The 25,194-nt window shown below is 47.8% G+C and carries 19 protein-coding genes; 9 read left to right on the top strand and 10 right to left on the bottom strand.

Annotated features, from left to right (window positions below):
- Positions 1-23 precede the first annotated feature (23 nt).
- Together AC1DXC_RS21020 and AC1DXC_RS21015 are read right to left on the bottom strand one after the other, a co-directional pair.
- On the bottom strand, positions 24-1,961 hold the full coding sequence (locus AC1DXC_RS21020; protein WP_477461150.1) for an LTA synthase family protein: 1,938 nt from the start codon (positions 1,959-1,961) through the stop codon (positions 24-26).
- Positions 1,962-2,236: 275 nt separating this feature from the next.
- The gene (locus AC1DXC_RS21015; RefSeq protein ID WP_477461149.1) at positions 2,237-4,087 is read right to left on the bottom strand and encodes a CocE/NonD family hydrolase; all 1,851 of its coding nucleotides are present in this window, start codon (positions 4,085-4,087) and stop codon (positions 2,237-2,239) included.
- A 205-nt stretch (positions 4,088-4,292) separates the two neighbouring features.
- Between AC1DXC_RS21015 and AC1DXC_RS21010 the strand changes: the two genes are divergently transcribed.
- The 4 genes from AC1DXC_RS21010 (at position 4,293) to AC1DXC_RS20995 (ending at position 9,264) form a co-directional block, all read left to right on the top strand.
- Positions 4,293-6,575 (top strand): GH92 family glycosyl hydrolase, encoded by a 2,283-nt coding sequence (locus tag AC1DXC_RS21010; protein ID WP_477461148.1) that lies wholly within the window; start codon positions 4,293-4,295, stop codon positions 6,573-6,575.
- Positions 6,576-6,596: 21 nt separating this feature from the next.
- Positions 6,597-7,751 (top strand): Gfo/Idh/MocA family protein, encoded by a 1,155-nt coding sequence (locus tag AC1DXC_RS21005; RefSeq protein WP_477461147.1) that lies wholly within the window; start codon positions 6,597-6,599, stop codon positions 7,749-7,751.
- A gap of 88 nt (positions 7,752-7,839) precedes the next feature.
- On the top strand, positions 7,840-8,748 hold the full coding sequence (locus tag AC1DXC_RS21000; RefSeq protein ID WP_477461146.1) for a polysaccharide deacetylase family protein: 909 nt from the start codon (positions 7,840-7,842) through the stop codon (positions 8,746-8,748).
- Between the two features lie 36 nt (positions 8,749-8,784).
- Positions 8,785-9,264, top strand: a complete 480-nt coding sequence (locus AC1DXC_RS20995; RefSeq protein ID WP_477461145.1) for a nuclear transport factor 2 family protein — start codon at positions 8,785-8,787, stop codon at positions 9,262-9,264.
- A gap of 41 nt (positions 9,265-9,305) precedes the next feature.
- Here AC1DXC_RS20995 and AC1DXC_RS20990 read toward each other — a convergent pair whose 3' ends face one another.
- On the bottom strand, positions 9,306-9,539 hold the full coding sequence (locus AC1DXC_RS20990; protein ID WP_477461144.1) for a hypothetical protein: 234 nt from the start codon (positions 9,537-9,539) through the stop codon (positions 9,306-9,308).
- Positions 9,540-9,752: 213 nt separating this feature from the next.
- Between AC1DXC_RS20990 and queG the strand changes: the two genes are divergently transcribed.
- Positions 9,753-10,688: a tRNA epoxyqueuosine(34) reductase QueG gene (queG, locus tag AC1DXC_RS20985; protein ID WP_477461143.1), complete on the top strand. Its 936-nt coding sequence runs from the start codon at positions 9,753-9,755 to the stop codon at positions 10,686-10,688.
- An 85-nt stretch (positions 10,689-10,773) separates the two neighbouring features.
- Here the strand turns inward: queG and AC1DXC_RS20980 are convergent, their stop codons facing one another.
- Entirely contained in the window at positions 10,774-11,811 is a 1,038-nt protein-coding gene (locus AC1DXC_RS20980; protein ID WP_477461142.1) for an exonuclease domain-containing protein, read from the bottom strand.
- Between the two features lie 122 nt (positions 11,812-11,933).
- On the opposite strand from AC1DXC_RS20980, the gene AC1DXC_RS20975 reads away from it, so the two are divergent.
- Together AC1DXC_RS20975 and AC1DXC_RS20970 are read left to right on the top strand one after the other, a co-directional pair.
- Positions 11,934-13,904: a DUF3857 domain-containing protein gene (locus tag AC1DXC_RS20975; RefSeq protein ID WP_477461141.1), complete on the top strand. Its 1,971-nt coding sequence runs from the start codon at positions 11,934-11,936 to the stop codon at positions 13,902-13,904.
- Positions 13,905-15,824 carry a DUF3857 domain-containing protein gene (locus AC1DXC_RS20970; RefSeq protein WP_477461140.1) on the top strand — a complete coding sequence of 640 codons (1,920 nt, stop codon included), beginning with the start codon at positions 13,905-13,907 and terminating at the stop codon, positions 15,822-15,824.
- Here the strand turns inward: AC1DXC_RS20970 and AC1DXC_RS20965 are convergent.
- Complete coding sequence (locus tag AC1DXC_RS20965) at positions 15,821-15,943, bottom strand: hypothetical protein (RefSeq protein ID WP_477461139.1); 123 nt, start codon at positions 15,941-15,943, stop codon at positions 15,821-15,823. The two genes, AC1DXC_RS20970 and AC1DXC_RS20965, sit on opposite strands and share 4 nt — an antisense overlap.
- A gap of 33 nt (positions 15,944-15,976) precedes the next feature.
- Here AC1DXC_RS20965 and AC1DXC_RS20960 point away from each other — a divergent pair, with 33 nt between their 5' ends.
- The gene (locus tag AC1DXC_RS20960) at positions 15,977-16,720 is read left to right on the top strand and encodes a TMEM175 family protein (RefSeq protein WP_477461138.1); all 744 of its coding nucleotides are present in this window, start codon (positions 15,977-15,979) and stop codon (positions 16,718-16,720) included.
- Between the two features lie 9 nt (positions 16,721-16,729).
- On the opposite strand, the gene AC1DXC_RS20955 is transcribed toward AC1DXC_RS20960, so the two are convergent.
- Positions 16,730-17,317 carry a C40 family peptidase gene (locus AC1DXC_RS20955; protein ID WP_477461137.1) on the bottom strand — a complete coding sequence of 196 codons (588 nt, stop codon included), beginning with the start codon at positions 17,315-17,317 and terminating at the stop codon, positions 16,730-16,732.
- Between the two features lie 219 nt (positions 17,318-17,536).
- Complete coding sequence (gene mutS, locus AC1DXC_RS20950) at positions 17,537-20,113, bottom strand: DNA mismatch repair protein MutS (RefSeq protein WP_477461203.1); 2,577 nt, start codon at positions 20,111-20,113, stop codon at positions 17,537-17,539.
- A gap of 431 nt (positions 20,114-20,544) precedes the next feature.
- On the opposite strand from mutS, the gene AC1DXC_RS20945 reads away from it, so the two are divergent.
- Entirely contained in the window at positions 20,545-21,618 is a 1,074-nt protein-coding gene (locus tag AC1DXC_RS20945) for a winged helix DNA-binding domain-containing protein (protein WP_477461136.1), read from the top strand.
- Between the two features lie 2 nt (positions 21,619-21,620).
- Here AC1DXC_RS20945 and AC1DXC_RS20940 read toward each other — a convergent pair whose 3' ends face one another.
- The 3 genes from AC1DXC_RS20940 to AC1DXC_RS20930 all read right to left on the bottom strand — a co-directional run bounded on the left by AC1DXC_RS20940 (position 21,621) and on the right by AC1DXC_RS20930 (position 25,192).
- Positions 21,621-22,859: a cation:proton antiporter gene (locus AC1DXC_RS20940; protein WP_477461135.1), complete on the bottom strand. Its 1,239-nt coding sequence runs from the start codon at positions 22,857-22,859 to the stop codon at positions 21,621-21,623.
- An 85-nt stretch (positions 22,860-22,944) separates the two neighbouring features.
- The gene (locus AC1DXC_RS20935) at positions 22,945-24,363 is read right to left on the bottom strand and encodes a PAS domain S-box protein (RefSeq protein WP_477461134.1); all 1,419 of its coding nucleotides are present in this window, start codon (positions 24,361-24,363) and stop codon (positions 22,945-22,947) included.
- Positions 24,364-24,478: 115 nt separating this feature from the next.
- A complete protein-coding gene (locus AC1DXC_RS20930; protein WP_477461133.1) occupies positions 24,479-25,192 on the bottom strand; it encodes a phytanoyl-CoA dioxygenase family protein in 714 nt (237 codons plus the stop codon).
- Positions 25,193-25,194 lie beyond the last annotated feature (2 nt).

Here is a 25,194-nt window from a genome sequence, read left to right as displayed (position 1 = left end):
CAAGTGGTATCCAGGATTATTCCTTACTTCGCCTCGTTCAGCTTCCCGTTCACTACCCTATCGGCATAATCCTGTATAAAGGCTTTGCAATCCAACACGCCCTTCACCGTTTCGGGATTGGGTTTTCCGTCCATCAGGTTGTTCACCAGGCCTTTATCGTCGGCGGCGAATATGCCGGTGATGTTTTTGCCATCGAACAGGTAGGTGTAGTTGCCCTGCATAAACTGGTAGATGTTGCCTGTAGAGTTGATTACCCGCGGGGTTTCGGCAGGCAGATTGCTGATGAGGCTCCTCCCCCATGACCGGAAGGGCTTGTCATAGCCAATCAAGTCGGCAAGAGATGGGTATATATCCATTTGCGAGGCCAGATCCGTGCGGATGCCTTTTAAGCCATACGCCGGGTTGGCGCTGTAGAACAAGATGGGCACGGCAAAGCGGTTGAGCTCCTTGCTGTATTCGGGGTAATGGGTTTGGCTGGTATGGTCGGCCGTTATCACGAAAATGGTATTGGCGTACCAAGGCTGGGTTTTGGCGTAGTTGAAGAATTGCCGCAGCGCGTTATCTGAGTACTGTACCGTTTTGTGTATGGGCAGCGGGCCGCCGGTGAAGCGTTTTTTGTACTTATCGGGCAGCTGGTAAGGGTCGTGCGAGGAGAGCGTGAAAAGCGTGGCCATAAAAGGCTGCTTCTGCGTGCCGAGGGTGTTGGCCATAAAATGGAAGAACTGCTCATCCCATATCCCCCATATGCCGTCGAAATCCTTATCGTTATTGTACTCGGTGCGGCCATAATAGTTTTTGAACCCGAGGATGCTACCGAAGCCCTGGAAACCCATAGAGCCGTTTGCCGCGCCATGGAAAAAGGAAGTTTGGTAACCCAGACTATCGCACACCGATACGATGGAAGCTATCTTTTGCTTGGCGTAAGGCGACGACGTAAACGCAGTTTGGAACGAGGGTATCCCCGCCAACACCGACGACATGCCATGGATAGATTGCCGCCCGTTGGCATAGGCGTTGATAAATATCAGGCTGCTATCGCTCAGCGAATCAAGGAAAGGCGTGTACGACTTAAAGCCCGGGATGTTGGCATTGCGGTTCATGCTGCCCCAATATTCGCGGGCCATACTCTCTAAAATGATGATGACCACATTGGGCCTGCTGGCCGGGTGGCCATTATATTGTTTGATGGGTTTGATGTTGGCACTAATGTACCCTTCATCGGTAAAATGCTGTAGCTTAAAATTATTGCTGCTGAAGGTGCGGATGATAGCAAACGGCGTATTGAGCACCACATCGCCCTGGTTGGGTATAGTAACGTGCTTGTAGGCATCCACCATATTAATTGGCCGGGTGCTATGTTTAAAATCGCCTCTTATGCCGCCGATAATTAAGGCTACGGTTACCAGCAAAACTACTATTGAAGAAGCAAAATACGCCCAGCCGGGTTTCGCTGTGGCGGGTTTCACCTTTACCCGTTTATAAAGCCATATCCACAAAAAAGCGGCTATAATGAAGAGCACCAGGATATACCAATATGCGAAGGCAAAGTGTGCGGTGAGCGCTTCCTTGTTGCTCTCCTGTGATACGATATCCAAGGTGGCTCTTGTGGAACGCACCTGGCTAAAACGATAGTAGATAATATCAATGAAGTTGGTGGCGTAAGCCAGTAAATTGGTTGTGAAGTATAGAATGGCAAGCCCTTTTTGATAACCGGGCCGCGTGTTGATGGTAAAGGGCAGCACACTGGCCAATATGAACAAAATGTTGATGTACAGCAGCGCGGCCGTATCGAACGCGATGCCGTAATAGCACAGTTTTAGCAGCGTGGCGATATCGTCTATAGCGATGAGGTTGGTGTTATAGGCAAAGAACAGCACCCGGGCAATAAAGTAGAACAAGTAGCCCAACCCCAGGCGGTACAACAGTACCTTATACTCCGCCAACCTCAATTTATTGCCCATTTAATATCGCTTACTTACACCTCTTTTTTGTGAAAAGGCGAATGTAGCGAAAAGCGGATTATTGTTAAGCGAATGTTAAATCATTGTATTGTAAACATAAAAAAGCGCGCCAAACAGCCGTTTTTTAGCGCAAAAATAGCTAATGGCAACCACAAGGGTGGTGACACGATTTTGACACCATTCCTGTTTTTTTCAACTATCTGATTATAAGATACTTGGTTATGTTCACGGTGTTCACGCTGCGGCGCGTGAACATGAACACAGCGGCGGTAAGCTTATTGGATTACCGGCAGTATAATTTTTGATTGATTGTGGTACACCTTAATGGTTTCTTTCACAAAATCGGCATCTGTGGCTATATTGATATTGGGTACATATTGCTGCGGGTTCCTGTCGGTAAGCGGGAACCAGGTGCTTTGTATCTGGATCATCAGCTTGTGCCCCTTCTTAAAAGTATGGGCCACATCGGGTAGGGTGAATTTCACCTGAGTGGTTTGGCCGGGCACGAATGGCTCGGGCCGCTCGAAACTATTGCGAAACTTGCCGCGCATAATCTCGGCGCGCACCAGCATCTGGTAGCCACCCATAGGGTATTTGGTAACGGAGTCGGCAGGGGTGTTATCGGGCAGCACATCTATTATCTTCACTACAAAATCCGCATCGGTGTTGCTTAGCTCAACCAATAGATCGGCAACTACAGGGCCTGCCAGGGTAAGGTCTTCGGTAAGTACCCCACCATCATAGGTAAGGACATCAGTGCGTCGCGACGCGAAGCGCTGGTCGTCGTCCATATATTCGCGGGTACGGTATGCATGTACTTTCTCGGTATATGGCACAGGCTTGGCCGGGTCGCTTACGTAGGTATCGAACGAAGGCGCAAATGTTTGTATCTGGTTGAAAGATAAGGCACCGTTTTGTTCCAGGTAGATGGGCGTGTATTTAATATCCGTAAGCGGCCATTGATTAAAGCTGCGCCATTTATTCTCGCCCGAGAAAAAGATAGTGGCTTTACTCAGCGTATCGGCACCCTTCCCTTTCAAATAGTAATTAAAATATGGCACCTCAAGGTCCTGGTAATAGGTAGCCGTATTGCTGCCGAATTGCACATTGCCCAGTCGCGTTCCGTCCTTGCTGGCCCATTGCCCATGATACCAGGGGCCGATGACAAGCCTGCTATTAGTAGCCGGGCTCTGTTTCACCAAAGCCTGGTACGTATGCCATGCCCCATAAGCATCTTCCGCATCAAAAAGGCCACCCGTAACCAGCATTGCCGGCTTTACGTTTTTGATTCCGGCGCGTGCATCGCGGGCTTTCCACCAGGCATCCAGGTTGGGGTGCGCCATCATATCGCTCCAGAATTCCATGGTATCTCCGCTTAGTTTGGTAAAGTTGGGCATCGCCCCCATTTTCAGGTAATGGTCGTAGTTATCCTGACTGCCGAACTTTAAGTTGCCCAGCGCGCCGTTTACCGATGGCTTGCGGCTAGGCGCGGTAAAGCCATACACCACCTGGAAATCGAAGGCATCCATCAGCATCATTACGCCGTTGTGGTGGTCGTCGTCGCCGAAGAAACGATCCGTAACCGGTGCCTGCGGACTAACAACTTTTAAAGCCGGGTGGCCGCTCAAAGCCACCATGGTAGCATAAAAACCAGGGAACGATATGCCTATGGCACCTACCTTGCCGTTATTGTTAGCGATGTTCTTCACCAGCCAGTCGATGGTATCGTAGCTATCGCTGGCCTCATCTACATCTTGCTTTGTTTTTTTATTGGGGTTAAAGGGGCGCACCACTTCGAATTTGCCCTCGCTCATGTATTTGCCGCGCACATCCTGGTTTACGATGATATAGCCCTCGCGGCAGTAGCGCATCATATAACTGCGCCAATAGCTGCGGTAAGCCGTACCGTATGGCGCTACCGAATACGGCGTGCGGGTAAGCAATATCGGGTGCTTTTCGGTTTCATCCTTAGGGATATATATAGACGTAAAAAGCTTTACGCCATCGCGCATGGGGATGGCCACTTCCTTTTTGACGTAATTATTCACAAACCAGGCCGAATCGGGGTTTTGCGCAGCGGCTATAAGCGGAAACAGGATGATGAAAAGCAGGGCAAGTTTTTTCATGCCTAAAGGTATTGAATTTGGCGAAAAGCAGATAATCATTAAGCGCTTTCCGGGGTAGGAAATCGTAAAATCCGGTAGTGGCTTTGGGCATAATTGTCGCAGCATCGTCTCAATTTCACCATTGCGTATCAAAATTGATATAAAAGGCCTGCAATATGCCGCAGTATTTTATATTTACCGGCTGATATATCCACCATTACATCATATGAAAAAAAGCTCGTTCCTTTTATTGCTGTCGCTATGCACTTTGGGCGCATTTGCTCAGCAGGCAGGCAAAATAACCGACCCGGTTGAATGGATTAACCCGCTGATGGGCACGCAATCTAAATACGACCTGAGCAATGGTAACACTTACCCTGCCGTGGCCGTGCCGTGGGGTATGAATTTCTGGACCCCGCAAACCGGCAAAATGGGCGACGGCTGGCAATACACCTACGATGCATATAAAATAAACGGCTTTAAGCAAACGCACCAACCATCGCCCTGGATGAACGATTACGGTCAGTTTGCCATTATGCCCATCACCGGCAAATTGCAGGTTACGCAAAATGGCCGCCAAAGCTGGTTCTCGCATAAAACCGAGGTTGCTAAACCTTATTACTACAGTGTTTACCTGGCCGACCATGACGTAACCGCCGAGATGACCGCCACCGAGCGCGGTGCGCAATTCAGGTTCACTTATCCAAAAAGCGATAGCTCGTACATTGTGATAGATGCTTTCGATAAAGGCTCATATATTAAGGTTGACCGGGGTGCCGGCAAAATTACCGGCTACTCTACCAAATACGCCCGTGGGCCGCTCAAAAACTTCAAAAATTACTTTGTTATTTATGTGGATAAGCCAATCGGCATGGCGAAGTTGTTTAGCGACAGCACGTTTACCGAAGGTACCGAACTTAGCGCCAAGCATGTAAGCGCCGTTATAGGTTTTAAAACCGCTAAAGGCGAAAAAGTGCACCTGCGCGTAGCGTCATCATTCATCAGCTTAGAACAGGCCGAAATAAGCCTGCAACGCGAAATTGGCAAAGAAAGCTTTGATGCAACCTGCGCCAAAGCAAAAGCCACCTGGAACAAAACCCTTAGCCGTTTAGCGGTAGAAGGCGGCACGGTAGACCAAACACGTACCTTTTACTCATGCCTGTACCGCATGCTCTTCTTCCCCAACAAAATGTATGAACTGGATGCCAAAAACCAACCAATACACTGGAGCGCACAGGATGGCACCGTTAAACCCGGCTATAAATTTGCAGGCACGGGCTTTTGGGATACTTTCCGCGCGCTGTACCCTTTCCTGAATTTGGTTTACCCGGCTATCAATAAAGAGATGCAGGCAGGTTTGGTTAATGATTATAAAGAAGGCGGCTGGCTGCCCGAGTGGAGCAGCCCCGGCTATTCTGATGTAATGGTTGGCAACAACTCGGCATCGGTAGTGGCCGATGCTTACCTTAAAGGCCTCCGTGGTTACGATATCAACACGCTGTACCAGGCCCTTATACATGGCGCAAACAACGATGGCCCCGCAGCTACCGGCCGCGATGGCGTAGATTACTACAACACCCTGGGTTATGTACCTTATGATGTTAAGATAAACGAGAACGCAGCGCGTACCCTGGAATATGCTTATGACGATTTCACCATATACAAACTGGGTAAGGCCCTCAACCGCCCTGCTTCGGAAATCGACCTGTACAAAAAACGCAGCATGAACTATAAAAACTTGTTCGACCCATCAACAGGTTTCATGCGCGGCAAAAACAGGGATGGTAAATTCCAGAGCCCGTTCAGTCCGTTCAAATGGGGCGATGCCTTTACCGAGGGTAACAGCTGGCACTACACCTGGAGCGTATTCCACGATATACAGGGCCTTATCGATCTGATGGGCGGCAAACAGAAATTCTTGGCCAAGCTCGATTCTGTATGGTCGCTCCCGCCGGTTTTCGATGATAGCTACTACGGCGAAGTGATCCACGAGATACGCGAGATGCAAATTGCCGGCATGGGCCAGTACGCCCACGGCAACCAACCCATACAGCACATGACCTACCTTTACAACTACGCCGGCCAACCCTGGAAAACCCAGGTACACGTACGTGATGTGATGAACAAACTTTACAAAGCCACGCCCGATGGTTACTGCGGCGATGAGGATAATGGCCAAACATCGGCCTGGTATGTATTCTCGGCAATGGGCTTTTACCCGGTTTGCCCGGGCAGCGGCCAGTACGTAATAGGCACGCCATTGTTCAAAAAACTTACGCTTACGCTGGATAATGGCAAAACAGTGGTAATAAACGCCCCTAACAACAGCGCCGCCAATACCTATGTACAATCGCTAAGCGTAAACGGCAAACCCTACGATTTCAACTGGCTTAACCATACCGATTTGCTGAAAGGCGCTGTGCTTAACTTCAACATGTCGGCAACGCCAAATAAAGTAAGGGGTACCAAAACAGCCTCGGCGCCTTATTCGTTATCAACCGAAAAGTAAAAAACAGCTTACATCCATACTATGAAATTAATAAGATTTTTATTTTGCCTGGCCATCCTTGCGGGTGCATTTAAATCAATTTCATTTGGGCAGGATACCGTAAAAGTAAAACCTGTGGCACCTGCGGCAATTACGCCGCAGGCTGCCCCGGTATTGCTAAGCACCACCAGGCTGGCCATAGCCGGTATGGCGCACGACCATGTTAACGGCATCTTGAGCGAGTACCAGCAGGGCAAGGTAATTATCGTAGGCATAGCCGAAACCGATAAGCAATTGCGCGCTAAATACCAGGAAAAATACCATCTGCCCGATTCTATCTTTTACGACGACCTAAAGAAAATGGTGCTGGCCACCAAGCCCGAAGCCGTTTTGGGTTACAACCCGGTGGCTAAGCATATCGATATCGTGGAGATATGTGCGCCGCTGGGTATCAGCGTAATGGTGGAGAAACCCTTGGCCGCTACCCTTGCACAGGCCAAACGGATGGAGTTTTTGGCGTTGAAATACTACATTAAACTGCTCACCAATTATGAAACAACCTGGTATCCTTCTTACCAGCATGTGTATAACATGGCATCGAAGGACAGCATTGGCCAGATACGCAAAATGGTGGTGCACGATGGCCACCAGGGGCCAAAGGAAATTGGATGCAGCAAAGAATTCCTGAGCTGGCTTACCGACCCCGACCTGAACGGCGGTGGCGCCTTGATTGATTTTGGCTGCTATGGCGCCGACCTGATGACCTGGCTGATGGATGGGCAACGCCCCGTTGCCGTAACCGCTGTGGCCCGCCATTTTAAGCTGAGTGTTTACCCTAAAGTGGAAGACGACGTAAACATCGTGATAGAATACCCTACGGCTACCGGCCTCATAGAAGCATCGTGGAACTGGCCTTTCTCTATCAAAGATCTTGAAGTTTTTGGAGATAAGGGCTATATGCACGCGTTCGACCGGAGCAATACGCTCACCCGCATAAACGATAATACCAGCAACGCAGCTATCACCAACACGCTGGAGCCACCACTGGATAACCCTGTAACCTACCTGCAATTAGTCCTTAAAAACAGGCTACTGGGCATTAACGACCGCTCCTCGCTAAAGTATAACATGATTGTGATGCAGATATTAGATGCCGCCAAACGCTCCATTGCCGAGGGCAAGCGAATCGTGCTTTAAATTCTGTCATATTTATTAACAGTTAATAATATATCCTTTAGAATTGTATTATTTTAGCGGCCTGTAAAAATAAACAACCATCTGCGCTATGTTCAAACAACTTTCTGTCCTGCTGCCGCTCTGTATTTTAGGCATGGTTTCCTGCCAGTCTAAACCATCAACAACCGATAAAAACGCTGATACCGTGGGTACAGCGCAAGCTACTTCGGCGCCCGCTTCTGTTAAATTAGCAACGGGCCCGGTAGATAATGCCGCCGTTTTGGCACGCAAACAGGTGCCAATCCTATGCTACCACCAAATACGCGATTGGAAAGCTACCGACAGCAAAGGCGCGAAAGATTACATCGTACAAATTGCGGCCTTTAAGGAGCATATCAAGATGCTGGCTGATAGCGGTTATCACACCATTCTGCCCGATCAGTTGTACAACTATCTTACTACCGGCGCAGCATTGCCCAAAAAGCCTATCATGCTTACGTTCGATGATACTGACCTTGATCAGTTTACAATCGCCGCGCCTGAGTTGAAAAAGTATGGCTTCAAAGCTGTTTATTTTGTGATGACGGTATCTATAGGCCGCCCGCATTATATGACAGCCGATATGGTTAAACAATTATCAGATGCCGGTAACGTAATTGCAAGCCACACCTGGGATCACCACCGCGTGGATAAATACAGCCATAACGGCGTATTCCAGATAAAAGGCAAAAACGGCAAAATAACCAACCGCCCGGTTGACGATTGGGTTACTCAGATAGACAAGCCTACCAAGAAACTGGAAGAAATAACCGGCAAAAAAATCATCTACTTTGCTTACCCATTCGGTATATGGAAAAAGCCTGTGCTGCCCGAGATACAGCAAAGAGGCTTTAAGATGGCTTTCCAGCTGGCTGATAAACGCGACCCGGAGTACCCTTTATTGACCGTAAGACGCATATTGGATAGCGGCTACTGGAGCACCAAAACGTTGGGCAACGCTATAAAGAATAGCTTTTAATAGCGGCTTTAGTTAAAAGCTTTTTTATCTTTAGCCATGCATATCATATCCCGTTACGCTTTGCTCGCAGTGTGCGCTGCTGCCGTTTTGGCTGCATGCAACCAGCAACCCGAAAAACCCGTCGTAGACAAGAAAGCACAATCGGCAATGCTGATACAAGAACACTTCAGGTACCTGAATGACCACGACCTGAAAAGCCTGGTAAGCCAGTATGGGCCTAAAGCCAATATCACCAGTAGCGATTGGAAAGGCACCGCAAACGGCCCTGCCGGTGCCGACGAAATATTCCACCTGGAGTTTTATGTATCACCTGATGCTAAATACTTGGTTGATAGAACCATAAACACGGATTCTACGGTAGTGGTTGAATATGATGTAATCGGCTTAAAGGATAAAGACAACGGCAACGTGCGCTATGATGTGCGCAAGGCCAGTATCTTCCGCATCGACGATAATAACCAAATAAGCAGCGAGGCCACCTATGTAAACAAGATGGCCTACCATAACGGCAACTAAACAACAAAGCCTCTTCCATAATAGAAGAGGCTTTGTTGTTTTTACAGGTTTTCGCCAGCCGGCCCCTGCCCTTTGTTAGATGAATTCTGGGGCTGCGGGTTTTCCAGTTCTTCGTTATCGTTATCCGGCGTAACAGTAAGTATTTCTTTAGCTTTGTCGGCGTCTGCGCCGTCTTGCTTTAACGTTTCGTTATCCACGTTAGCAACATTGCCTTTTATATCATGGTTCTTGCCCTGATTGTTGGCGCGGTCGAATTTTTCTATTGTCGTTTCCATATCATTCATAATTTAAGGTTGATGTTATTAACCTATAGATAGAAAAAACCGTACCAAGATTTGGGAGAGTCCGAAAGACGGTAAGTCGGAAAGACCGAAAGACGATTGTTCTAAAGCCTCCGGAAATTAGGATATTTCTACTTTCTGGTCTTTCCGACTTTCGGACTTCACTGACTTCCCGACTTTTCGACTTTCCTCCGTATCTTTGCACCAATGCTGCAAAACCGTTATTCGCAAATGATTAAAACCGAGGCTAAAAATCTGGGCTTCATGTTTTGCGGTATTGCCAAAGCGGAGTTTTTAGAAGAGGAGGCCCCACGCCTGGAAGCATGGCTAAACAAAGGCATGCATGGCGAGATGCGCTACATGGAAAACCATTTCGATAAACGGCTGGACCCGCGCCTGCTGGTAGACGGCGCAAAATCGGTAATCTCGGTAGCTTTGAATTATTACACCGACGAACAGCAAACTGACGCGTCATCTCCTAAAATATCTAAGTACGCTTATGGAGCTGATTATCATTTTGTTATAAAAGATAAGCTAAAGCAATTGTTAGCCTTTATCAACCGCGAAATTGGCGAAGTTGGCGGCCGTGCTTTTGTAGATTCGGCACCTGTTTTGGATAAAGCCTGGGCCAAAAAAGCAGGATTAGGCTGGATAGGCAAAAACGCCAATTTGTTGAATAAGCAGGCTGGTTCTTTCTTTTTCCTGGCAGAACTGATTGTAGATATCGACCTGGAATACGACGTAGAACCCACTGCCGACCATTGCGGCACCTGCACCCGATGCATAGATGCCTGCCCCACCGATGCCATTGTTGGCCCCTACGTGGTTGATGGCAGCCGTTGTATCTCCTACCTCACCATCGAGCTGAAAGACGAGATACCTGCGGAGTTTAAAGGCAAAATGGATAACTGGATGTTCGGCTGCGACATTTGCCAGGATGTTTGCCCCTGGAACCGTTTCTCGGTAATCCACACCGAACCGGCTTTTACCCCGCACCCCGAATTACTTGGCATGAAGCAGGATGATTGGGAAGATATTACGCAGGATGTATTCCAGAAAGTATTCAAGAATTCGGCTGTAAAACGCACCAAATTCGAGGGATTGAAAAGGAATATATCGTTTTTGAGCCCCCCGGCCCCCTGAAGGGCAGCAAAATAAAAGCCCATCTAAATCAATAGGTGGGCTTCTGTTTTTCTATAGCTCCCTCTTCAGGGGGTTGGGGGCTTCACTAGCTCTTACCAAATTTATTGGCCAGCAGCTTCAGCATATCATCGTCGATAGGCTTAGACGGCTCATCTTTCTTTTTGGCTGGCTGGTTGTTATTGAAGTGTGGCCTATTGATTTGCGGCGTTGTTTTTGGCGCATTGCTGCTGAACGTCGGCTTAGGCGAAGTCGGTTTGGCTTCAGCGACTTGTGGCGCGTTTTGCTGTGCCGGCCTTGCGGCCAGTTTCTCGGCTGCTTTTTTAGCGCTCCAGCGTTTGTGTATGCCCTCCAGCTTGCGTTTGGTGTATAGCGGGAAATCGCCTTGCATCATCCAGGAGTAATAGCTGGGCTCCACGTTCAGTACATCTTCTACTTTTTTGCCTTTGTGCTTGCCAAAGTTTATCAGTTCCTCACCTTCTTCGTTATACACCATGCGGCCGGCAAAATCAACCGGGCGGCTCAGGTTAGTAAATTTGTGCAACTCCTCTACATCGCCGGTTACCGGCTTGCTGCGCACACCTTTTTTGTCTTCGTATTCGGTATCTACATAACGCTCTACCTGGGCAAGCAAAACTTCCATCGTTGCGCGGGTATCTGCCTCGGCGCTGTGGGCGTTGATAATATCTTTATCGCAATAAAATTTGTAAGCTGCTCTCAGGGTGCGCTGCTCCATCTGGTGGAAAATATTCTGCACATCTACAAAGTAGCGGTTCTCTAAATCGAACAGGATACCCGCGCGTAAGAATTCCTCCATCAGCATCGGGATGTCGAATTTATTGCTGTTGTAACCGGCAAGGTCGCTATCGCCTATAAAAGCGGCTATCTCCACACCCAATTCATGAAAACGCTTTTCATCCTTTATGTGCTCATCATAAATACCGTGTACAATAGATGATTCCAGCGGGATAGGGATCCCTGGATGTACGCGCCAGGTAGCAACCTCTTCGCTGCCGTCGGGGTTAAGTTTTATTACGGATATTTCTACTATACGGTCGGAGCCGATATTTGTACCGGTGGTTTCCAGGTCGAAAAAGGCAAGGGGCCGTTTTAAATTTAATTTCATGGTTGTTCGGGTCGGGACTGCAAAGGTGGCAAAAACCTTAAAATTTTCGGTAGTTTATTTTTATGATTAAATTAACCCGATAATTGCTTATTTTCAAGCCTCCGAAATTAACTTAAACCTGCATGAGAAAAATCTTACTCCTACTATTCACGTTCATCCTAACAAGCACCCTCGCCCGCAGCCAGGATTTTACCTATGGCGATGTTAGTGCCCAGGACCTTAGCATGAAGAAATACGCTAAAGACACCGCCGCCCGGGCTGTTGTTTTAAACGAATATGGCAATGCGCAAATTACCATCGCAAGCGACGAGGTGCTCAAAGTTATTTACAACTACCACGTTAAGATAAAGATTATCAACACCAAAGGCTTTGATAAAGGCACGGTAGAAATACCGCTGCGGATATTAAAATATGGCGATGAACAGGTGAACGACCTTAAAGGCATCACCACCTATACCGACGAAAACGGCAATGTACAAACTACTGAACTGGGTAACAAAGCGGCCTTTACTACAACCGAAAACAAATACTGGAAAACGCTGAAATTTACCATGCCCAACCTTAAAGCGGGCAGCATAATTGAATATAAATACGAGTTTACCAGCACTCAATGGGTTATACCGACATGGAAATTTCAGGACGATATACCCAAAATAAATTCCTTGTATGAGGTGCACATCCCAGGTTTCTGGAATTTTAACATCTCTTTGAGGGGACCTTATAAACTCACCAAAAATACGGCGGACATAGAAAAAGAATGTTTTACCCGCCACGGTGCCAAGGCCGATTGCTCGCATATGACGTTCCAGATGGCGGATATCCCGGCATTTATAGAAGAGGATAACATGACTGCGCCTAAGAATTTCATGTCGGCAATTTATTTCGAGCTTTCCGAATGGACGAATTTCGATACCGGCGTAAAAACCAAGTACACAAAAGAGTGGAAAGACGTTGACTTCAACCTGAAACATGCAGATTACTTTGGCTCACAGCTAAAAAAGAAAGACCAGCTAAAACCTTATATCCTGCCCGTAATTTCAGGCAAAACAGATGAACTCGAAAAAGCCAAAGCCGTTTTTGCCTACATCCAGAAAACAATCAAGTGGAACAATATCTATTCGTTCGGCAGCGAAGGCATACGCAAGGCGCTTGATAGCCATGCCGGCACGGTGGGCGATATCAACCTAACTTTGGTAACCGCGCTTGGCGCAGCTGGCCTTAATGCCGAAGCGGTGTTGCTAAGCACCCGTGCCAATGGCGTGGTAAATAAACTTTACCCGGTAGAGGATGATTTCAACTACGTGGTGGCAAAGGTGAATATTGCTGATAAAAGCTATATGCTTGATGCATCCGACCCGCTGTTATCCTTTGATATGCTGCCGCTTAAATGCCTCAACGACCAAGGACGGGTAATGAGCCTGGATAAACCCAGCTACTGGATAGACCTCATCCCTAGCCAACGCAAAGCCCAAACCAGCTCTTACGACCTTACCCTACAAAGCAACGGCAAATTAAAAGGCACTATCACCACCTACTATTTTGGCTACGAGGCCTACGATAGAAGGAAGGCGATAAAAAAATTCAACACATTGGACGAATACGTGGAGAATTTAGACGACAAGCTGGTAAAAACAAAAATCCTTACATCGGCGATCAGCAATGTAGATAGTTTGGATATGCCCATCACCGAAAAATATGAGGTAGAGATTGATGCCTTCGATAATTTAAACCACAACAAACTTGCCTTCAACCCATTCTTTTTCGATAGAATAACCGCTAACCCTTTTAAGTTGGAGGACCGCAACTATCCCGTAGATTTGGGCATGTCGTCAGACGACCGTTTCACTCTCAATATGCACCTGCCGGCAGATTATGTTATTGATAGCGCGCCGCAGGGTATCGCCATCAGCTTACCCAACAAGGGTGGCAAATTCATCACTAACTTTGCCGGCGAGGGGAATAACTTCACGTTTTCGAACGTTTTTCAATTGACCAAAACGATATACGAGCCGGAAGAATACCCCTACTTAAAGGAATTATTTAACAAAATTGTGGCCACCGAAAAAGGCGAAATCGTGTTTAAAAAGAAGTAAATGAAACTAATCTGTTCGGTGTTTTTTATGCTGATGCTGGCTATAGCTTCGCAGGCTCAGTCGCAGCAAAATTATGATGTAAACCTTATCCCAAAAAACCTGCTGCCCTATGCCAGTGCCGTAGTGCGCAACGAAGAAGTGAATATTGAGGTAAAGGACGATGACAATACCATTTACCATATAAAAAAAGCCATAACCGTACTCAACAAAAACGGCGATGATATTGCCCGAATCGTGTTATGGTATAATAAAAGCAATCCTATCCGCAGCGTAAAGGGCTTTACTTACAACGAATTCGGCAAGCAGATAAGCAAATTCAGTGAAAAAGATTTTGCCGACCAAAGCGCCACGGCGAGCTACTCGCTGTTCGATGATTCCCGGCTGAAGCATTTCATACCATCTATTGGTTCATATCCCTACACCATAGAGTACGAGTACGAGCAACGCTCAAAACAATCCCTCAATTTTGATGATTGGCGGCCCAATTCCTCATCGGGCATGGCGGTAGAAAAAAGCACCTTCACTTTTTCTTGCAGCCCATCGTTCAAAATAAGGTATAAAGAGATAAATATGCCGGCAAAAGTGGCCATCGGCAGCACTAAAGAAGGGCTCAAAACCTACACCTGGCAGGTAAGCGGCATCAAGGCATTCCGATATGAGCCCTATAGTCCCAACGAAGAGGAATACCTTAGTATGGTAAAAATTGCCCCGCAGGATTTTAAATACGAAGGTATTAGCGGCAGCTTTAGCAACTGGAAAGAACTAGGGCAATGGACTTACGATAAATTACTGGCCAGCCGCAAGGCCCTGCCTACCCCTACCGTAGAATTCGTAAAGCAACTTACCGCCAACATTACCGACCCAAAGCTAAAGGCAAAAAAAATATATGAGTACATGCAATCGAAAACCCGGTACATCAGTGTGCAGGTGGGCATTGGCGGTTATCAGCCTTTTTTGGCGGCTGATGTAGACCGTACAAGCTACGGCGATTGTAAAGCCCTGGTGAATTATACACAGGCCCTGCTTAGTGCGGTGGGGATAGATTCGTGGTATTGCGTAGTGGAAGCCGGTAGCGAGAAAGTAAGCCTGATGCCCGATTTTCCGAGCATGGGCCAGGGGAACCATATTATTTTATGCCTCCCTATTAAAAACGACACCACTTTTTTAGAATGCACCAGCCAAAAGATACCATTCGGCTTCCTGAGCGATTTTACCGACGACCGTGACGTGTTGGCTTGTACCCCGCAGGGCGGCAAGTTGATGCATACCACCAGCTACACATCGCCAATAAACTTGCAAACGCGCAAAGCGATTTTTACTATTGATGATAAAGGTGTACTTACAGGCAATGTTACCACCATTTTTAAAGGGACCCAATACGATAACCGCGAAGACATGCTTGATGAAGCACCCGTAGAGCAGTTGAAAATGTTCCCGAAATTTTACCCGGCCATCAACAACCTCGATATAGTAAACTATAACTTTAAACAAGATAAAGCGATTCTACCATCAATCACCGAGGATTTGAAGATAAACGCCCGCGATTTCGCTACTGCAGATAACGGCAAGCTTTATTTCTCGCTCAACCCGCTTAACCGCACCGGCCGCGCGCCAAGGGACGTGCGCAACCGTGTTACCCCACTATACATTAACCGGGGCTATACCGACGAGGACGAGATTACCTATAAATTGCCTGCAGGCTATAAACCCGAGTTTAAACCGGATAATGTTACCATCGATAAACCATTCGGCCGATTTACCATGACTACCAGCATAAAAGCTGGTGAATTGGTTTTTTCGCGGCGCATCCAGCTAAAAGAGGGTACGTATAGCAAAGATTTGTACGCGGAGCTGGTAGAGTTTTACCAAAAGGTAGCCGATGCCGATAATTACAACATAAGCCTGGTGAAGGCTAATTAGCTGAAAATAATGATACCCAGAATAATGCCTACGATCATGATGACGTAGAGCATAATCTCGGTACCTGCAAAACGCTTATATTTAGTCCAGAAAGAGTAATCCTGTTTGGGTTTTTGCATAATGCCACAAAAATATACAATTTTTCTATAGCCATGGATATAAAGGAAGAAGAAGAAATAAAGAAGGAGTTCCAGTTGGAACGGATAATCCTGTTCAGCGATGCAGTTTTTGCGATCATCATCACCATAATGGTGTTAGAGATCAAACTGCCCGAAGGGCTTCGGCACGCCGAAAGGAAGGAAATAAAGCATGCTTTATTTGAATTAATGCCAAGGCTGTTCGGCTACGTTACTGCGTTCTTTTTTGTGGGGATGTTTTGGCTGAAGCATCTCAAAATATTCAGTTATTTAAAAGACTACAGCAAAGGGCTCATCATCTGGAACCTGGTGTTCCTCTTCTTCATATCGCTCTTCCCCTTCGGTGTATCTGTAATGACAGAAACGCTCGGGCCGGGCAACGCCATAGGTATTTTTATTTACTTTAATGTAATAGCATTCAGCGTGATGGGCCAAACCCTGTTAACCCGCTACCTTATTAAACATGCTGCAACCCTTTGTATAAAACCGCACCAAATTGAAACCAATTTGCAATGGAAAGCACAACGGACTAATTTCGTTAGCTTGCCCTTGCTGTGTATTTTCGTGTCATTTTGTGTTTATTACGAAGTAGACACACAGTTTATCAGCGTTGGATTTGTCATTTGGGCCCTGGCTATGGCGCGGTCGCGCCGAAAATATTACCCGGGAGATACCAACGACAAGCCCATGATAAAAAGGCTGTTCGCTTCGCGGAAAAAGAAACCTGTGGCTGTTGCCCATTCTCCGGAAAGTAATTAAGCAATTTACTTAGTTACCAGGCGTGGCGAGCAAAGGATCCAATACCGAGCCGGCGCGGGAGAAATACTGGTAGATACCGTTATCATGCAGGCGCACCACCACCACCCCGCGACGGGTACTGGCGTGTACGATATAGCCGTTTTGCAGGTAAACGCCCACATGGCTAAATTGCTTGCCGTCGAAATCGAAGAACACCAGATCGCCCTCTTTAAGTTCTTCCTCGTACTTGCGTTTGATGTTAGTTACCTGCAGGGCACAGGTGCGTGGCACAGGCATATCATAAACCTGTTGCTGCAGCAGGTACACCAGGCCCGAGCAATCTATACCGTCCTTATCCAACCCGCCGAAACGGTAAGGGGTGCCCATCCACTCTTCAATAAAACTATATAGCCTTCCGTTTTGGATATCGTTGCGCTTAACGCCCATCATGGTAGCGTATTTATCAGCAATTTCCTTATCCGGTTTTACCATTACGTAAGGGCCATGGCGCACAGGGCCGTTGTTGTTCCGCACGGTCAGTTTACGCGAATGGCAGGCTGTTAATATTACGGCGGCGGCAAAAATAAAGGCTAAATTGGTATAGCGTTTTAAAAGCATGCGATAAAGATATCGTTTAAGGCAAAAACGTTACAGCAGATGTTATAAACTTATCAACACCAACCAATTCGTCATTGCGAGCCGCGGGGGGAAGGGAAGCGCAAATGGGCGGCGCGGCAATCCCCGGCATGCAAAGCCGCTCTGTAGACAGGACCTTCTAACCGATGATTGCCGCGCTTCACTCGCAAAGACGATGGGTTAAAATCTGCACATCTGCAGCTACCCCTTTATCACCCGCTGTATCTCGTCCAGCTTCATCAGGGCTTCTACGGGGGTTAAGGTGTTTACGTCGAGGTTGTTGAGCGTATCGCGTATCTTTACCAGCACAGGGTCGTCTATCGAGAACATCTGCATCTGTACGGCCTGTTTCTGCACCTTGCGTATGCTTTCTTTGATATGCTCGCCGCCGGTGCGTTCGTTCTCCAGCTTTTTCAATATCTCGTTGGCGCGGATTAATACTTTTTGCGGCATGCCGGCCAACTTTGCTACGTGTATCCCGAAGCTATGCTCGCTGCCACCCGGTACCAGTTTGCGCAGGAAAATGATCTGCTGCCCCACTTCTTTTACCGAAACATTGAAATTCTTGATGCGGTTGAAGCTGTTGCTCAATTCGTTCAATTCGTGGTAATGGGTGGCGAAAAGCGTTTTAGCACGTGCTGTGGTGTGATTGTGCAGGTACTCAGCTATTGACCAGGCGATGGATATACCATCATAAGTTGAAGTACCGCGGCCAATCTCGTCCAATAAAATCAGGCTCCTGTCGCTCAGGTTATTGAGGATGCTGGCGGTTTCGTTCATCTCCACCATAAAAGTAGATTCGCCGGAGGAGAGGTTGTCCGATGCCCCTACCCTCGTAAATATCTTATCTACCAAGCCTATAGCTGCTGCTTTGGCCGGTACGAAACAACCCATCTGCGCCATCAGCACAATAAGGCCGGTTTGCCTCAGCAAGGCCGATTTACCCGCCATGTTGGGCCCGGTAATGATGATAATCTGCTGCGAATCCGAATCGAGGTACACATCGTTGGTAATGTACTCTTCGCCCAGGGGCAGGTTCTTTTCTATCACGGGGTGGCGGCCGCCTTTAATGTCGAGCACGCGGCTATCGGTAACATGCGGTTTTACGTAATAGTTTTTGATGGATATATCGGCGAAGTTCAGCAGCACATCCAGCCGGGCAATTAGCTGCGCGTTGAGCTGTATGGGTTTGATGTATTCGGCGAGCGCATACAGCAAATCGTTATACAGGCGTGTCTCCAAAGCCAATATTTTTTCCTCGGCACCTAATATCTGCTCTTCGTACTCTTTAAGCTCGGGAGTAATATATCGTTCCGCATTTACCAGCGTTTGCTTGCGTATCCATTCGGTAGGTACCTTTTCGCGGTGGCTGTGGGTAACCTCCAGGTAGTAACCGAACACATTATTGAACGATACCTTTAGCGATGGTATGCCAGTGGCTTCAGCTTCACGTTTCTGTATCTCCAGCAGGTAGCCCTTACCGCCGAACGCGATTTTGCGCAAGCGGTCCAATTCCTCATTGATGCCGTCGTTTATTACGGATCCCTTTACGATCATTACCGGCGGCTCGGGGTGCAATTCGTGAGCTATCTTCTCGCAGATGGTGACGCAAGGGTTCAGTTGTTCGCCAATGGCGCGCAACGGGGTACTGTCGGCCGTTTCTGCAATCTTTTTGATGTCGGCTATGGCTAGCAAGGCTCTCTTCAGCTGGCTCACCTCGCGCGGATTGGCCTTTTGCAGGCCAATTTTGCTTATCAGCCGCTCCAGATCGCCTATCTGGCGGATATATTGCTGCAGCGTTTCGCGCAGTTCTTGCTGGGCTATAAAATATTCTACCACGCCCAGGCGGTCGTTTATGGGTTTTATCTCCTTAAGCGGCATCACTATCCAGCGGCGCAGCAGGCGTGCGCCCATGGGCGAGCAGGTATGATCAAGCACATCTACCAGCGTAAGGGCGTTCTCGTTGGCAGAACCAACCAGCTCCAGGTTGCGTATGCTGAACCTGTCGAGCCATAAGTACCGGTCTTCCTCTATCCTGCCTATGGCGCTGATGTGCTGCAGGTTGCGGTGTTCGGTTTCGTTGAGGTAGTGCAGGGCAACGCCGGCGGCTATGATGCCCAGATTCAGTTTATCGATACCAAAACCTTTCAGCGATTTTACGCCAAAGTGTTTTAGCAGGGTTTCGTGTGCGTAATCACCGCTGTAGGGCCATTCGTCCAGCATGTAGGTATAAAAGCGATCGCCGTAGTTATCCTTGAAATCGTGGTGGCGGCTTTTGGGGAATATCACTTCGCTTGGCGCATAGCTTTGCAGCAGTTTATCTATGTAGCCGCTATTGCCTTGCGCCGTCAGGAACTCACCGGTAGAGATATCGATAAGCGCGATGCCTACACTGTTCTTCTCGAAATACAGCGAAGCCAGGTAGTTATTACGCTTTTGTTGCAGGATATTGTCGCTGGTGGCAACGCCGGGCGTAACCAGTTCGGTAACGCCGCGTTTTACAATGGTCTTGGTAGTCTTGGGATCTTCTAACTGGTCGCAAATGGCAACGCGCTGCCCGGCACGCACCAGCTTGGGCAGGTAGGTATCCAGCGAGTGGTGCGGGAAACCGGCCAGCTCTATAAAAGTCGCCGCGCCATTGCCGCGGCGGGTGAGCGTGATGCCCAAAATACCGGCGGCTTTAATGGCGTCCTCGCCAAAGGTTTCGTAAAAATCGCCCACGCGGAACAGCAGCAAAGCACCGGGGTACTTAGTCTTTATAGCATTATACTGCTGCATCAAGGGGGTTTCTTTGGTTTCGGTAGTCTTGGCCAAGTCGCTGCTTTTAATAATCTGCTAATTTAATCCATTGCCTTTGCATTAAGGCCATTGTGGAAAAGTTGCAGCAATGTTAGTTACGCTAGTGAGTAGTTGATTGGGAGAGTGGTAAGTGGTTTATTGTATACGGGAGATTAGATGGAGTATTGCAACCTCATTGCCGTCGGTTTTAACCGACGGATTAGTGGTTATGAAAATCGGCTTTAGCCAAATATTTCGGCTTAGCCAGCGAAATTGCCTGTCTGTCCCGGCGGTTGAAACCGACGGCAATGATCGCTGAAACGCGAGTTGAAATTTTGCTCCTTTAACGGAGAAAAAGAACTAAGGAGATAAATTCCTCCAAACAAATATATTATGCTAACCTTAACTATATTAGTGTATCACTAATAGCCATGAGTAATTTTAGCATCACCCGGCTTCGCCTGCAAAATCAACATTTGCCGAACCCGGAGTTTACAAGCCCTGCCGATATTGTAAGGTATATGGGCGCCGTGCAATCGCAGGATTACGCCGGTGCTAAATGGGCATTGGGCCTGCGGTTGAAGAACGCAACTGATGGCTTGGTAGACAAGGCTTTAGCCGATGGTAATATCATTCGCACCCATGTTTTGAGGCCCACCTGGCATTTTGTACATCCCGAAGATGTAAGATGGATGCTGCAGCTTACTGCCAAACGGATTCAGGCAGCGGCTGCATCGTATCACCGCCAGTTACAACTGGATGCGCAAATATTGGCCAAATGTGAAAAGCTGATCGTAAAAGCACTGAACGGCAGACAGCAGCTGGCGCGGGATGAAATTGCTGCGTTTTTTAATCAGCATAGCATAGCCACCAACGAACAACGTTTTGTACACATCATGGAGCACCTGGAACTGGAACAACTGGTTTGCAGCGGTGGCCGCGAAGGGAAGCAATTTACCTACGCCTTGTTCGACGAACGTGTACCCAAAACTAAATCGCTGGATAAAGATGAGGCCCTTGCCACCCTGGCCGCACGCTATTTTACTTCACACGGCCCGGCAACCGTAGCCGATTTTGCCTGGTGGAGCGGCTTAACCAACACCGATGCCAAAGCGGGGTTGGGAGCCATAAAATCAACACTAAGCAGTCATCCGGTTGATAGCAATACTTACTGGTTTATGGAGCGCGAAACGGCTGTTGTTAAAACAAAAATGATTCAGCTATTGCCCAATTACGATGAATATATTGTGAGCTACAAAGACCGTAGCGCTACCATCGATGCCAAACACATCGGCAAAGTCGACCCGCGCGGAACCATCTTTAACCATACCATCCTCATCAATGGTAAAATTGAAGGCCTTTGGAAACGAGTGATTAAAAAGGATGTGCTGGAAGTAGAACTTACACCATTCAAAGCATTAAGTCAGCAGAATTTAAAAGCGGTGGAAAAAGCGGCTAAAGCTTATGGTAGGTTTTTGGGTTTAGAGCAGATTGCGATGGTGTAATATTAAAGCGGTTTGCCTTGCAGCCGCTTTGCCACCTTACCAATCGTTAGCCCCTGTATAAAAATAGAAAACACCACCACGATATAGGTAATCAGCACAAACTCATCGCGGTGCATGTTGTTTCCTAATGATAAAGCCATGGCCACAGAAAGCCCCCCGCGTAAACCGCCCCAGGTAAGTATGGCCACCGCATTATCCTCAAATTTGATGCGGTATCGCATTAACGAAACCGGTATAGCTACCGATACCCATCGCGCCAGCAGCACTATTACGATCACAATACCGCCAATAATCAGCAGTATCGGGTTTACCTTTATCACCAGCATCTCCAGCCCTATCAGCAAAAACAATACGGCGTTCAATATCTCATCTATCAGCTCCCAAAATTTATCCAGGTAGTCGCGGCTTACGTCAGACATCCCCTCGCGCTTTATCTTGTTGCCCGTGATGATGCCCGCAACTACCATGGCCAGCGGCCCGGAGATGTGCAGGTATCCTGCTAAAAAATAGCCGCCTGCAACAATAGCCAGGGTTATCAGCACTTCTACCTTGTAATCGTCTATCGGTTTAAGCGCCCAGTAACCAATGTACCCTAATAGCGCGCCGAAAAGCAAGCCGCCAACGGCCTCCTGCAAAAATAATACGCCAACAGATACGAACGAAAAATCGCCCGATTTGGCAACCTCGGCTATGCTGATGAATATCACAACCGCCACCCCATCGTTAAAAAGCGACTCGCCTGAAATTTTCAGCTCGAGCGATGCCGGTATTTTGGCTTCTTTCAGGATGGCCAGCACGGCAATAGGGTCGGTAGGCGAAATCAGCGCACCGAACAGCAGGCAGTAAATAAAGGGTATGTTGATAGAAAACAGCGGGAAAAGACCATACACCATCCCTCCTACCAGAAATGTAGAAATCAGTGTACCACAAGTGGCCAGCAAAATAATAGGCCAGCGTTCTTTTTTGAGCCTTGCGGCGTCGATATGGATAGCACCCGCAAACAATAGGAAACTGAGCATGAAATTCATCAGCACATCCTGAAAATCCACCGATGAAGCTAATTGAACGGCTTTTGCCGCCAAAAGAGAGTTGGTGTTGCCAAAAGCTGCCAACAGCATGGAACACAGCAGCGAAAGCACCATAATGCCTATGGTAGGCGGCCATTTGATAAACCTGTGGTTGATGTAGGCAAACAGGGCAGTAAGTACAATGGTTATGGTGAGTATTTCCTGTGTGCTCATATCATGGGCAATTTACCCATTTTTTAACGTAAATGCCATCTTAGCGGGGTAAAACACAGGGAAAAACCGTCGGCAATGTCCACCATCAATTGTACACCGTACGTCCGGTAGCATCGTTGCTCATTTCTATGATTACAGTGTCGAGCCGTTCCAGTTCGCTGGAGAGATAGTCAAGCGCATTCTGGTCAACAGGGTCGGCACGCAGTATATCCACCAGTGCTTTTAGGTTGGCCAGCGGACTACGGATGAGATGCGATTGTTTCCAGGCCATGTCTTTTATGCTTTCCACGTGATATTGGATGTTGCGATAAGCCTGCTGTAGATGGTATTCGGCCCGCTTACGGTCTGATATATCGGTGGCGGCAAACACCAGCCCCAGTATCTGCTGCTCGCGACCTGCAATGGGGAACATACGCACGTGGTACCATATGGGCTGATTGCCGGGACCACCCGGATAGCTCACCTCGTAACTTACCGGCGAGCCACTCAGTACCCGGGTAACGTATTCCTTGAATTTTGGTTTGCGATCTGCAGGTATCTGGGTAACGAGGTTAGTGCCCAGGGCGGGGTCGTAGTTAAATTCCTTTTCCGCGTATTGCAGCGCCATATAGTTGGATTCTACTATGTTCAACTGGGCATCCAGCAAGGCGTAGGCGGTATCGGTGTTGTTGAGAATGGTTTGCAGGTTGGCCTCAGACCGCAGTAACGATTCTTTTTCTTTCAGTATCTGCTCCTCGGCCCGCTTCCGCTCCGTAATATCCAGCATGGTACCGATGATGGAGGGCACGCCGCTAAGCATTACCCGGCTGCCGTAAAATTCAATCCAGTTATTACTACCGTCTTTGCGCTGCCCTACGGTTTGATAGTGTACGCTATCCACCTCGCCGCTGAGCCGTGCGCGTATGCTTTCGTTCACCTCGTCGCGGTGGTTGGGGTGTATGATTAGCCTGGTGGGGTAATTGCCTATCAGTTCATCCGGCATGTAGCCGAAAACTTCGGCAAAGCGTGGGTTAACGTACACGAATTTCCCTTCCTGTACGATGTAGATGCCCACCATCGAGCGGTCGGCAATGGTACGGAACTTCAACTCGGCGTTCACCAGGTCGGCTTCCATGGCCTTGCGGACGGTGATATCGCGGGCAATCACCATCACCCTATCGTGGGGAAATGTTTTTACGTTGATCTCTACATCGAAAATCAGTCCACTCTTATGCATAAAGCGCCTTTCGCGCACCATCGAAGTTTCGGGTGCCGAAGGCGGGATATACTTAAGTGGGTCGACTTTTAACTGCTCCGGGTCTATGATCTCCGCCACGTTCATCTGCAATAATTCTGCACGTGTGTAGCCCATCATATCGCACATGCTTTGGTTTACATCAATAAAATAACCTTCGTGGCCGAGCACGTATATTGCATCAGAAGCTTGCTCTATAAGCTGGCGGTATTTCTCCTCGCTTTTTTGAAGCTGGTTCAATAGATTGAGCAATTCCGCCTTTTCTTCCATGCTTATATGCTTAACTTACTCTAAATGAGGGCAACCTAACAGTGATTACATAAAATTAGCAATAATTATATTGAATAATACAATAGGGGGAGAAATAGAAGTTAAGGGAAATGAACTAATAGGACAGGGATTCGGACCAGGCAAGGCCTTCGGGCAGCTTCAACCTGCTAAATTCTATGTGAATTACCTTACGCGGCTTGCTGCTGGTGGTACGGCCCGAGGCATGCATCAATAGCGGCCGCATTATCATGATGCCGCCTGCCTTTACGTTGCAAGTTACCTCCGTTTCTTTTACCCAATCGATGGTATCAGGGCGGCAAATTCCTTTTAAATGAGAGCCCGCAAGCACTTTTAATGCTCCATTGCCTTCATCGGCATCGTCGAGATGTATGCGGATGGTGAAGTTATCTTCTAAAATTCCCTGTGGCGGCTGCACTGCGAACTGGTTTGATTTAACCGTCCATGGGCCATAGCCGGCAATTTCCAGTTTGTTCTCTACCGAAATAGTGAGGTCCTGATGCCAGGCCACGAACCAGTTAGACAGCTCGGGCTTATCGAAATAAATAGATTTTACCGAGAAATAATCATTGCCAAACAAGCTGGTTATCAGGCTTCTTAACTTACCCGTAAATATCAGTGGCGCAACAGCGGGTATCTCCTTCAGGAACTGCCGGATAGCGAATAGCTCCGTTGTTTTACGGAAAGTACTTTTATTGGTATCCGCCTGATTGATTTCAAACAAGATTGCCGCAACCTCTTCCTTGCTATAAATATCCTCTACGATGATAAAACCATCCGCAGAAATATCCATGGCACCAGGGCTATCCATAG

It is taken from the genome of Mucilaginibacter sp. P2_D11 (assembly GCF_056404435.1).
The sequence above is the reverse complement of the archived record's forward strand: the minus strand, read 5'-3'. Positions and strand labels throughout refer to the sequence as shown.

What these genes read in the sequence shown, in the direction of transcription:
- AC1DXC_RS20975 (WP_477461141.1), top strand. Translation starts at nt 11,934, where the DNA reads ATGAGAAAAATCTTACTCCTACTATTCACGTTCATCCTAACAAGCACC.
- AC1DXC_RS20930 (WP_477461133.1), bottom strand. Translation starts at nt 25,192, where the DNA reads ATGGATAGCCCTGGTGCCATGGATATTTCTGCGGATGGTTTTATCATC.
- AC1DXC_RS21010 (WP_477461148.1), top strand. Translation starts at nt 4,293, where the DNA reads ATGAAAAAAAGCTCGTTCCTTTTATTGCTGTCGCTATGCACTTTGGGC.
- AC1DXC_RS20955 (WP_477461137.1), bottom strand. Translation starts at nt 17,317, where the DNA reads ATGCTTTTAAAACGCTATACCAATTTAGCCTTTATTTTTGCCGCCGCC.
- AC1DXC_RS20965 (WP_477461139.1), bottom strand. Translation starts at nt 15,943, where the DNA reads ATGCAAAAACCCAAACAGGATTACTCTTTCTGGACTAAATATAAGCGT.
- AC1DXC_RS20980 (WP_477461142.1), bottom strand. Translation starts at nt 11,811, where the DNA reads ATGAAATTAAATTTAAAACGGCCCCTTGCCTTTTTCGACCTGGAAACC.
- AC1DXC_RS21015 (WP_477461149.1), bottom strand. Translation starts at nt 4,087, where the DNA reads ATGAAAAAACTTGCCCTGCTTTTCATCATCCTGTTTCCGCTTATAGCC.
- AC1DXC_RS20995 (WP_477461145.1), top strand. Translation starts at nt 8,785, where the DNA reads ATGCATATCATATCCCGTTACGCTTTGCTCGCAGTGTGCGCTGCTGCC.
- queG (WP_477461143.1), top strand. Translation starts at nt 9,753, where the DNA reads ATGCTGCAAAACCGTTATTCGCAAATGATTAAAACCGAGGCTAAAAAT.
- AC1DXC_RS20990 (WP_477461144.1), bottom strand. Translation starts at nt 9,539, where the DNA reads ATGGAAACGACAATAGAAAAATTCGACCGCGCCAACAATCAGGGCAAG.
- AC1DXC_RS20960 (WP_477461138.1), top strand. Translation starts at nt 15,977, where the DNA reads ATGGATATAAAGGAAGAAGAAGAAATAAAGAAGGAGTTCCAGTTGGAA.
- AC1DXC_RS21005 (WP_477461147.1), top strand. Translation starts at nt 6,597, where the DNA reads ATGAAATTAATAAGATTTTTATTTTGCCTGGCCATCCTTGCGGGTGCA.
- AC1DXC_RS21020 (WP_477461150.1), bottom strand. Translation starts at nt 1,961, where the DNA reads ATGGGCAATAAATTGAGGTTGGCGGAGTATAAGGTACTGTTGTACCGC.
- AC1DXC_RS21000 (WP_477461146.1), top strand. Translation starts at nt 7,840, where the DNA reads ATGTTCAAACAACTTTCTGTCCTGCTGCCGCTCTGTATTTTAGGCATG.
- AC1DXC_RS20940 (WP_477461135.1), bottom strand. Translation starts at nt 22,859, where the DNA reads ATGAGCACACAGGAAATACTCACCATAACCATTGTACTTACTGCCCTG.
- mutS (WP_477461203.1), bottom strand. Translation starts at nt 20,113, where the DNA reads ATGCAGCAGTATAATGCTATAAAGACTAAGTACCCCGGTGCTTTGCTG.
- AC1DXC_RS20970 (WP_477461140.1), top strand. Translation starts at nt 13,905, where the DNA reads ATGAAACTAATCTGTTCGGTGTTTTTTATGCTGATGCTGGCTATAGCT.
- AC1DXC_RS20935 (WP_477461134.1), bottom strand. Translation starts at nt 24,363, where the DNA reads ATGGAAGAAAAGGCGGAATTGCTCAATCTATTGAACCAGCTTCAAAAA.
- AC1DXC_RS20945 (WP_477461136.1), top strand. Translation starts at nt 20,545, where the DNA reads ATGAGTAATTTTAGCATCACCCGGCTTCGCCTGCAAAATCAACATTTG.